Raw genomic sequence first — 10263 nt, 5'->3', positions numbered from 1 at the left:
TCGCAGATGGGGGCGCCGGAGGTGAGGGAGGCGCCGACCTGGGCGGTGAGGCCCTTGACGGTGCCGCTCCTGTGGGCGTTGAGGGGCTGTTCCATCTTCATGGCCTCCAGGACGACGACGAGGTCGCCCTCGGTGACCTGCTGGCCCTCCTCGACGGCGACCTTGACGATGGTGCCCTGCATGGGGGAGGCGAGGGTGTCGCCGGAGGCGGCGGGGCCGGTCTTCTTCGCGGCGCGGCGCTTGGGCTTGGCGCCGGCGGCCAGGCCGGTGCGGGCCAGGGACATGCCCAGGGAGGCGGGCAGGGAGACCTCCAGGCGCTTGCCGCCGACCTCGACGACGACGGTCTCGCGGTTGCTCTCCTCCTCGGCCTCGCCGTCCACGGCGGCGGCGAACGGCTTGATGTCGTTGGTGAACTCGGTCTCGATCCAGCGGGTGTGGACGGTGAACGGCTCGGTGCTGCCGGTGAGTTCGGGGGCGAAGGCGGGGTCGGTCACCACCGCGCGGTGGAAGGGCAGGGCGGTGGCCATGCCCTCGACCTGGAATTCGTCCAGGGCGCGGGCGGCGCGCTGGAGGGCCTCGGCGCGGGTGCGGCCGGTGACGATGAGCTTGGCGAGCAGGGAGTCCCAGGCGGGGCCGATGACGGAGCCGGACTCCACGCCGGCGTCCAGGCGCACGCCGGGGCCGGTGGGCGCGTCGAAGCGGGTGACGGTGCCGGGGGCGGGCAGGAAGCCTCGGCCGGGGTCCTCGCCGTTGATGCGGAACTCGAAGGAGTGGCCGCGCAGCGGCGGGTCGTCGTAGCCGAGCGGCTCGCCGTCGGCGATGCGGAACATCTCGCGGACCAGGTCGAGGCCGGCGACCTCCTCGGTGACCGGGTGTTCGACCTGCAGGCGGGTGTTGACCTCGAGGAAGGAGATGGTGCCGTCCTGGCCGACGAGGAATTCCACGGTGCCGGCGCCGACGTAGCCGGCCTCCTTCATGATGGCCTTGGAGGCGCGGTAGAGCTCGGCGGTCTGCTCGTCGGTGAGGAAGGGGGCGGGGGCCTCCTCGACGAGTTTTTGGTGGCGGCGCTGCAGGGAGCAGTCGCGGGTGGAGACGACGACGACGTTGCCGTGGGTGTCGGCCAGGCACTGGGTCTCGACGTGGCGGGGGCGGTCGAGGTAGCGCTCGACGAAGCACTCGCCGCGGCCGAAGGCGGCGGTGGCCTCGCGGACGGCGGAGTCGTACAGCTCGGGGACCTCCTCCAGGGTGCGGGCGACCTTCAGGCCGCGGCCGCCGCCGCCGAAGGCGGCCTTGATGGCGATGGGCAGGCCGTGCTGCTTGGCGAAGGCGACGACCTCGTCGGCGCCGGCGACGGGGTCGGGGGTGCCGGCGACCAGGGGGGCGCCGGCGCGCTGGGCGATGTGCCGGGCGGCGACCTTGTCGCCCAGGTCGCGGATGGCCTGCGGGGGCGGGCCGATCCAGGTCAGGCCGGCGTCGAGGACGGCCTGGGCGAAGTCGGCGTTCTCCGAGAGGAAGCCGTAGCCGGGGTGGATGGCGTCCGCGCCGGATTCCTTGGCGGCCTTCAGGACCTTGTCGATGTCCAGGTAGCTGGTGGCCGGGGTGTCACCGCCCAGGGCGAACGCCTCATCCGCGGCGCGGACATGCAGAGCGTCCCGGTCCGGGTCGGCGTAGACGGCCACGCTCGCGATCCCGGCGTCCCGGCAGGCCCGGGCCACGCGGACAGCGATTTCGCCACGGTTGGCGATGAGCACCTTGCGCACGATTCCCTCCCCTGCCCCATCCAACGACGTGACGGTTCCCGAACCATGCCGGTACCGGACCGCCCGTCCTCCGCCGACGCCTTGTCCCTGCGCCGCGGAAGCTGGATCCATGCTGCTGCGGCAGCAAAGTGCGGATCAAGGCGTTCTGGATCAGGCTTCGGTGAGGTAGTGCAGAACTCTCCCAGCTACGTGTGATGCGGGCCAGATCAGTGTCAGATCCACGTGAACGTCGCTCGTCGGACGTGCTCCTCCCACCTGACAGTGCACTGGGTCAGCCATGCCGCTGGGGCCCGATCACCTCTCCTTGGCCCAAGGCCGACGGAGCTCGGCGCTGTCCGTTTCTTCCGACCACCGGGGCGCCCCGGGCACCCGCCTGTCAACCGGCAGGGTGTCCATCGACAGCAGACCCGCCTGATACGCCTTTGCAACTGCGTCAAGACGGGACACAGCACCCAACTTCCGGAAAACAGCATGCATGTGGCGCTTGACAGTTCCGGTAGTAATCCCTAAAAGACGGGCGATCTGGTGATTGGTCATCGCTCTGGCGGCTGCACACAACACCTCGGACTCACGCCGGGAGAGCAGGGTGACAGGCCGCTCGGAGCGGTTCTCCGCGTCCCCCGTGGTCAGCGTGCGCACCATCCTGAGCAGTACGTCCCGCCCGGCGTCGCGGGGTAACACCCCGTGCACGGCCTGCAGTGTGGCGGCTTCAACCACGCAGGTGGTGGGGGTGAGCACGATTGCCGTCTGGGGCACCAGCCCCCGCAGGGAACGCACTGTGCGGAGAAGGGCTCCCGGCGCCGACCACGGTTCCAGCAGGATGACGTCGGGCCGTAACTCGGTGGCCAGGTAGAGAGTGTCAGAGACGCTCGTGACCGCTGCCAGTATTCGAATATCTTGCTGCGTCCCCAGCAAGCCAGCGATCGCGTCCTGGAGCAGCCGGTGCTCACCTGCCAGAAGAACCCGTATGGATCTCATCACTGAGGCCCCGGAGTACCGTCGCGCAAGTGCGCGGATGCCATGGGACACGTATGTCTGTCAGACGGCAAGGCAGGCGGATGCTGACTGTAGATCACAGTGAACCGGTCCTTCGTCAGTCATGTGCGGTCACGCGATGAGCGAGCTCTGCTACGGCCTCTCCGCCGTGCCAGGCGGTCGACGGGACGCATGTCAGCCCGGACATCGGGCGCGCCAACTGGGCCATGGAGCCACCCAACTGCCATGGACGATCCGCACCTCAGACTCCCCCGTCAGCTCTCGGCGATTCGTCAGCGCACTACCCCATGAGCGCTTCCATCACACACCGGTCGTTGCTGATGTACAGCCCTGCAACGAGATTAAACGATCAACAAGAATGCTTCGAGGCACCACGGAAATCAACGTGACAAAAGGCACGTTTGACCACCGGATCTTGCGCTGCGGGGCACAGCGCAGACACAGGACTGCCGTGCAACCCCAAAGCGCTTTACCTAAAGTGAAGTTGAGGTTCTACGTTGGCGGTGCTTCCGCATCCGCAGAGGCGGGCACGCCGACGCGATCCGTCGGTGTGCGCACGCCTGCGTCCCTCCCTCATGGAAAGCGAGAACCGTATGTCCAGCAGCCCCCTCAAGGTCGGCTTCATCATCGGCAGTGTCCGCTCAGGACGCTTCGCCGACACTGTCGCCGGCTGGGTCGTCTCGCAAGCCCGTCGACGCGACGACATCCAGGTCGAAGTCATCGACCTCTCCGAACCGGCTCTCGTGGAGGAACTGAAGCTCAGCCTCGACGCCGCAGAGGGGCCGGAGAAGGCCCCCCGGCTTGCCAGGCGCATCGCACGCCAGGAGGCGTACGTCGTGATCACTCCCGAGTACAATCACGGGTATCCCGCCTCACTGAAGCTTGCCATCGACTATGTCTACAGCGAGTGGCGTGCCAAACCGATCTCCTTCGTCTCCTACGGCGGAATCGCGGGCGGCCAGCGCGCGGTCGAGCAACTCCGTCAGGTGTTCGCGGAGATGCACGCTGTCACCCTTCGCGACACCGTCAGCTTCCACAACGCCTGGGAGCAGTTCACCGACGAGGGCAGCCCGCTCGACACCAAGAACGTCACCAAAGCGGCCACCGTCATGTTCGACCAGCTGACGTGGTGGGGATGGACCTTGCGTGAGGGCCGTGCCACGCGCCCTTACGCGGTATGACCAGGCTGGTGACCGAAGCTCGTGGCGAGCGGTACGACGTGACGTGACCGGGGAGGATTGACCAAGGGATGCCGCGGCCGCCTCGGGCCCACCGCAGCGCACATACCGCGCCGATGAGGATGTCGAGAGGCCGGGCCGGAACAGGGCCTCGTCCACGATGGAGCCGTCGTCGGCGGGTACCGGCCCTCTGATGGTGCGCGGACAGTTCACAAGTGAAAGCCACTGTCTCGCACCGGACTGAACCGTTCCGGAGTCCCTATCGAACCCGGAACGGTTCAGTAGAAACAGCCCCGGCCACGCCAGGCAGAGCTCTGCCGGTAATTGGCGAAAAACAGCGGCAGCGCACTCACCGCCATAGTGTGCCGGAGCCGCCCCTTCGGACCGTGGTCCTGCGACCATGCCCCGGGGTGCCCACAGGACATGGGGGCACCGGTAACCCGCTACCTCTGAGCCGTGTACCACCTGCAGTCGAAGAACCTACTGGTGTCCTCTTCCGTCAGGAGAGTGGTCGGCCTGACGCGGCTCAGCCCTTCCTGCCGCGGCGCTACGCACCATTCACAGTCACTCGCACACGCACGTCTCCACGGCTGGTGGAGGGCAACAGCCGGGGCTCCGACGCCCGTTCCTGGCTCTGCCGACGCGGCGGCCCGTCGATGAGCCGCACGAGATCCACTCGCTCGCCCTCCGACATCGCTGCAAGGACTTCCGTCACGCGCTTCAGCTCCTCCGCGTCAGCCCTCGCCCACAAGGTCGAGGTCGTCACGAGACGCCTCCGGGATGATCTCCGGAACGGGCCACTTGCGATTCAACGGCTGGGACACGTCCCGCCACCAGGGGCGCGTAGGGAGGTCTCCAGCGGGCTCGAAGGGCTGGCCCGGAACTGGGACGGCGACCGCCTGCCCGACTGCGCCGGCTGCGGCCAACGTCCACTCCCCCGGCTCCGCCCAGGGATGCAACGAGAGGTTGAATGTTCCCCAGTGGATCGGCAGCATCACCCCGCTCGGCCGACCCTGCTGCAGGTCAAGGTGGCTCTGAACCCCCTGCGAGGGGTTCATGTGAATGTCCGGCCACGCGCCGGGCAGCGGCGTAGAATCCGTGTGGTTCTTGGGCCAGAACTCCGAGTAGGCGCCGATCTGGATCATCGTCGCGTCGAACGGGCCGTGTTCCGCGCCGATGTCCTTGAAGCCGTCGAAGTAGCCGGTGTCGCCGCTGTGGTGGATCCGGTGCTCCTCGCCCGCGACGACCCAGGAGGCCCACAGGGTGTGCTGGGTGTTGCGCAGGGCGCGGCCGCAGAAGTGGCGGGCCGGGGTGGCGGTCAGGGTCAGGCCGCCGACCTTGGTGGACTCGTGCCAGTCCAGTTCGCGTATCCGGGTCCCGGACACGCCCCAGTGCTCCAGGTGGGCGCCGACGCCGAGCGGTACCGCGAAGACGGTGTCCGTGCCGGCCAGCGCCTTGACGGTGGGCATGTCCAGGTGGTCGTAGTGGTCGTGGGAGATGACGACGGCGTCGACCGGGCCGAGCGCGGCCAGTGGCAGCGGCACCGGGTGCAGCCGCCGGGGGCCGGCGAAGGGGAAGGGGGAGCAGCGCTCACCCCACACGGGGTCGAAGAGCACCCGTTGTCCGTCGATCTCCGCGAGCACGCTGGAGTGCCCCAGCCAGGTCAGCCGCAGACCGGTGGCCGCGGGCCGGGCCAGGTCGGCGAGCGTGGTGGCGTGCACGGGCACGGTGCCTCGCGGGGCCCGGCGGGGGCGCTCCTCCTTGTCGAAGTAGAGCTTCGCGAAGTCGAGCATCGAGCCGGAGGGCCGGGTCCGTGAGGGGCCTCCGGGGTTCTGGAAGACGCCGTCCTCGAAGTGGGGTGACCGGCGGATGCGCGCCATGCGCTCTCCGTCGGGGTCCGCGCCGAAGGCCGCGGGCCGCAGGGCGCGGAGCCCGGAGCTCAGGGGACGGAATCCTGCCACGATGCCTCCAGTGGAGTCGGTCAGGTCTTCCATTATGAAGGGCCCCTCCGACAGCCCGATGTCACACGGGCGCGCTCCCGTCCGTCGTATCCGGTGAGGGCACCCGCGCGGTGCCGACGGAACCGATGTACTGGAGGTGGCCGCCATGGCCCGTGTCTCGCTCGCTCCGCCCCGGACCCGTTTCCTCCGCCTCGTGGAGTGGTACAGCAAGCGCGCCTACGGCAAGGTGCTGGACCCCGCCCGGGCCCTCGCGCACAACCCGCGGGTGCTGTGGAGCGATCTGCGGTTCGAGCAGTCGGTGGCGAAGTGGAACAGGCTCGACCCCGGTCTGAAGGCGCTCGCCGAGATGGCGTCGGCCGCCGCGATCGGGTGTTCGTGGTGCATGGACTTCGGCTACTGGGTCAGCCGGGAGCGCGGCATGGACGCCCGGAAGCTGCACGACGTCCCCGTGTGGCGGGACAGCGACGCCTATACGCCGCTGGAGCGCGACGTCATGGCGTACGCCGAGGCCATGACGGCCACTCCGCCCGCCGTGGACGACGACCTGGCCGCCCGGCTGCGCGACCGGCTGGGAGAGCCGGCCCTGGTGGAGCTGACGGCGACGGTGGCCGTGGAGAATCTGCGCTCGCGTCTCAACTCCACCCTGGGGCTGACGAGTCAGGGCTTCAAGGACTCGTGCGAGGTGCCGGATGCCGCAGCCGGCACGGGTGAGGTTGCCGCACGGGAGTGACGCGTGCGGCCGCTCGCCCGGGATCCCGCCGGCGCGGTCTCCCGCGCCCGGGCCCAGCGGTGGGCGGGCGAGGCACTCGCCCGGGGACCGGGCCCGGCGCGGGAGGTGTCGAGCGCGTCGGCCGTCAGGCCACCGACTCGATCCGCATCCTGATGTCGTCCGGCGACAGGGCGCCCTTGGCCGTCACCCGGTCGCCCGAGGACTCGCCGCGCAGCCGGCGTCCGATCCACGGCACCAGGTACTCGCGTGCCCAGTGCACGTCGTCGCGGCGGAGCTCCAGCGTGCCGCGCGGCGGCAGCGGAGGCCAGGGCTGCTCCGGGTCTGCCGGGACGTCGACGCCGAGGACCTGACCGGCGCGCAGCGCCACGCGCGTGTGCCCCTCGGGTGAGAGGTGCAGGCGGTCGTGGTCCCAGGCACGGCGGTCCTGGACGGTCCTCAGCGACCACAGGTCGAGCACCGGGCAGCCGTAGCGGTCGGCGATGGCCCGCACATGCCCGTTGTACGTGGCGATCTTGCCGCGCAGGTGCTTGAGCACGGGCACGCCCCGGGTGTCGAAACCGGTGGTCACCATCACGGTGCCGGCGACGGCGGTGAGCCGGGCGACCGCCTCCTCGAAGCGCTCGGCCACGTCGTCCGGATCGGTGCCGGGGCGGATGATGTCGTTGCCGCCCGCGCAGAACGAGACCAGGTCGGGGGCGAGTCCGACGGCCTTCGGGACCTGGTCCGCCATGATCTGGTCGAGCAGCTTTCCGCGCACGGCGAGGTTGGTGTACTGGAAGTCGCCTTCGGGCCGCCGGTCGGCGAGCAGTACGGCGAACCGGTCGGCCCAGCCGACGAAGGCCCCGTCGGGGCCGGGGTCGCCGACGCCCTCGGTGAAGCTGTCCCCCACCGCCACGTACGACCCGATCACTGATCTGCTGTCATTCTTCGAATCGTCTGCCACACCGGCCCATGATTCACCTTCGAATGTGACCTACGCGACCGTAGGGAGGGGTTGACGGACGGTGAGATGAGCCACGTCGAGGGGGCGCCCCGGTCCTCAGCCGACGGCGACGCCGTGCGAGCGGAGGTAGGTGACCGGGTCGACGTCCGAGCCGTAGTCCGGCGTGCTGCGGACCTCGAAGTGCAGGTGGGGGCCGGTCACGTTGCCGGTGGCGCCGGACAGGCCGAGCCGCTGCCCCGCGCTCACGCTCTGGCCGGCCGAGACGGAGAGCGACGACAGGTGGGCGTACTGGGCGTAGTGGCCGTCGTTCAGTCTGACGACGACCTGGTTGCCGTAGGCGCCGCCCCAGCCCGCGGAGACGACCGTGCCGGCTCCGACGGCCTTGACGGGGGTACCGGTCGGGACGGCGAAGTCGACACCGGTGTGGTAGCCGCTGGACCACATGCCGCCGGCCACGCGGTAGCCGGTGCCGACGGCGCTTCCGGCCACCGGGAGGGTGAAGCCGGTGGAGACGGCCTCGGCGGCCCGGGGGGCCTTCGCCGTCTTCGTCGCCTTCGTCGCCTTCGTCGCCTTGGGGGAGGAGGGCTTGGGCGCCTGGGTGGTGGCGGTCGGCGTGGCCCGGCCGCCGAGGGCGAGCTTCAGGCCCGGGTGGATCAGCGACGGGTCGTCGCCGACGGCCTGGCGGTTGTCCGCGTAGAGCCGCTGCCAGCCGCCGCGGACGTCCTGCTCCTCGGCGATCGCCGAGAGGCAGTCGCCGGCCCGGACGGTGTAGGTCCGTACGTCAGCCTCCTTGGCGGCGGCCTTCTTCTCGGTCACCGGCACGGTCCGTACGGCCTCTTCCGCGGCGGAGTGCGCGGGGGCCGCGTGCGCGCCGGCCGCCCCGACGAACGGCAGGGCGAGGGCGGCGCCACCGGTTCCGGCGGCGGCGAGGGAGCGGGTGAGACGCTGGGTCTTCGGACGGCGGTGCTTACCCTTCGCGGGCATGGCGGATTCCTCTCCGGCGCCTGCGAGGTGAGCTGTCGGGTTCGGGCTGGAGCTGCCCGGCCGCGTGACGCGGCTTCACCCCGAGCCTGTCCCGGAGGGCCGGAACAGGCGGTGGTTCCTGTGGGTCCCCCGCTCCTGCCGTGCACGGGTGGGTGTGCGGGTTCCGGACGGTGGCAGGATTCGGCGTCCGTCCGGATCGGTGTGGACCGTAGGCGACCGGGACGCACGGGGACAAGCGGACGGTTCCCTTTCCGCACGTTCCGCTCGGCCCATCACGGGAACCAGCGGTCACGCCGCGTGAGTTCGATCTCCCGCCTGTTCCCCGATCCGCTGGACAAGCTCCAGAATTACATGAACACAACAAACAACGCACCGTCACCACTATGAGGCTTGTCACGCAGGCGATTCCAGCTCTCCTCATTCCGGGGCGAGTTCGAACCAAGGCTGCAATTCGGGCACAGGGTCAGATGCGGCGGAGGCGGATGACCGCCGCGTCGAAGTCGCCCCGCAGCCCGGTGCGCATCCCGTGGTGCAGCAGTACGGCCCCCCGGTGCACTTCCCCGGTTCCACGGCATGCGTACGACGCCGCCGGGTCGAGGCCGCGCAGCCGCAGCGCGGGCGGCGGCTCACCGTGGTGCTGTGCCTGGAGCCAGGCGAGGACGACGGTCTCGTCCCCGCGAACGTACTGCACCGCGCTCAGCCCGCCCCGCGGCGGCCGCAGCCGGTACAGGTTGCCGCGCTGGACCACGGGCCGGATCTCCTTGTAGAGGGCGATCCAGCCCCGGGCCTCGGCCAGTTCCCCCTCCGTCCACCGGGTGAGGTCGCCGCCCACCCCGAGCACCCCGGCCATGGCGCTCACGAAGCGGAAGCGCAGGCTGCTGACGCGCCCGTTGAGCATGGTGTTCGGGCTGTCGGTGACCCAGGCGGCCATGACCCGCGCGGGATGGATGTGGCTGAAGCCGTGCTGGATGGCGAGCCGGTCGAGCGGATCGGTGTTGTCGGAGGTCCACACCTGGTCCGTACGGGACAGGACGCCGAGGTCGATCCGGCCGCCGCCGCCCGAGCAGGACTCGAAGGCCACCCGCGGGTGCGCGGCCCGCAGCCGGTCCAGCAGGGCGTACAGCGCGCGCACGTGGTCGGTCCACAGGCGCTGCGGATACGGCTCCCCGGGCCAGCCGGCGTCGGTGAAGCAGCGGTTGAAGTCCCACTTCACGTAGTCGACCGGGGCGCTGGAGAGCAGCCCGTGGAGCTGCTCCCACAGGTACTCCTGGACGTCCTCGCGCGCGAGGTTGAGCACCAGCTGGTTGCGGAACTCCGTCCGCTTCCGCCCCGGCTGGTGCTGCACCCAGTCGGGGTGCGCGCGGTACAGGTCGCTGTCGGGGTTGACCATCTCCGGCTCGACCCAGACGCCGAACTCCATGCCGAGGCCGTGCACATGGTCGGCGAGCGGCTTCAGGCCGCCGGGGAACCGGTCGGGGTCGGGCCGCCAGTCGCCGAGACCCGCGCGGTCGCTGGTACGGGCGCCGAACCAGCCGTCGTCGACCACGAACAGCTCCACGCCGATCGCCGCCGCCCGCCGCGCGAGCGCCCGCTGCCGCTCCTCGGAGATGTCGAACCCCGTGGCCTCCCAGGAGTTGTAGAGCACCGGCCGGTCCCGGTCCGCGTCCGGGACGACGTACGTCCGCTGGTAGGCGTGCCAGGTACGGCTCGC

General features: G+C 70.3%; 8 protein-coding genes and 1 riboswitch. Of the genes, 2 read left to right on the top strand and 6 right to left on the bottom strand.

All coding sequences use genetic code 11. The features are described 5' to 3' along the window. Positions 1-1760 (bottom strand): acetyl/propionyl/methylcrotonyl-CoA carboxylase subunit alpha (locus RH94_RS02245; protein ID WP_073945994.1); only part of this gene is annotated, 1760 nt, incomplete at its 3' end. Positions 1761-2054: 294 nt separating this feature from the next. Continuing rightward, a complete protein-coding gene (locus RH94_RS02240; RefSeq protein WP_073945993.1) occupies positions 2055-2738 on the bottom strand; it encodes a response regulator transcription factor in 684 nt (227 codons plus the stop codon). A 611-nt stretch (positions 2739-3349) separates the two neighbouring features. Between RH94_RS02240 and RH94_RS02235 the strand changes: the two genes are divergently transcribed. Further along, positions 3350-3937 carry an NADPH-dependent FMN reductase gene (locus tag RH94_RS02235; protein ID WP_073945992.1) on the top strand — a complete coding sequence of 196 codons (588 nt, stop codon included), beginning with the start codon at positions 3350-3352 and terminating at the stop codon, positions 3935-3937. 731 nt (positions 3938-4668) lie between these two features. Here the strand turns inward: RH94_RS02235 and RH94_RS02225 are convergent. After that, positions 4669-5895 carry an MBL fold metallo-hydrolase gene (locus tag RH94_RS02225; protein WP_073945998.1) on the bottom strand — a complete coding sequence of 409 codons (1227 nt, stop codon included), beginning with the start codon at positions 5893-5895 and terminating at the stop codon, positions 4669-4671. Between the two features lie 145 nt (positions 5896-6040). Here RH94_RS02225 and RH94_RS02220 point away from each other — a divergent pair, with 145 nt between their 5' ends. Continuing rightward, on the top strand, positions 6041-6625 hold the full coding sequence (locus tag RH94_RS02220; protein ID WP_073945997.1) for a carboxymuconolactone decarboxylase family protein: 585 nt from the start codon (positions 6041-6043) through the stop codon (positions 6623-6625). A gap of 124 nt (positions 6626-6749) precedes the next feature. Here RH94_RS02220 and RH94_RS02215 read toward each other — a convergent pair whose 3' ends face one another. The 3 genes from RH94_RS02215 to RH94_RS41990 form a co-directional block, all read right to left on the bottom strand. Continuing rightward, on the bottom strand, positions 6750-7535 hold the full coding sequence (locus RH94_RS02215) for an SGNH/GDSL hydrolase family protein (protein WP_073945990.1): 786 nt from the start codon (positions 7533-7535) through the stop codon (positions 6750-6752). Between the two features lie 129 nt (positions 7536-7664). Further along, on the bottom strand, positions 7665-8552 hold the full coding sequence (locus RH94_RS02210) for a M23 family metallopeptidase (RefSeq protein WP_073945989.1): 888 nt from the start codon (positions 8550-8552) through the stop codon (positions 7665-7667). Between the two features lie 5 nt (positions 8553-8557). Beyond that, positions 8558-8738: riboswitch (cyclic di-AMP (ydaO/yuaA leader) on the bottom strand. Between the two features lie 277 nt (positions 8739-9015). Next, a partial coding sequence (locus tag RH94_RS41990; protein ID WP_234425474.1) for an alpha-galactosidase occupies positions 9016-10263 on the bottom strand: 1248 nt, incomplete at its 5' end.

It is taken from the genome of Streptomyces kebangsaanensis (assembly GCF_001906585.1).
GTDB classification, from domain to species: domain Bacteria; phylum Actinomycetota; class Actinomycetes; order Streptomycetales; family Streptomycetaceae; genus Streptomyces; species Streptomyces kebangsaanensis.
The sequence above is the reverse complement of the archived record's forward strand: the minus strand, read 5'-3'. Positions and strand labels throughout refer to the sequence as shown.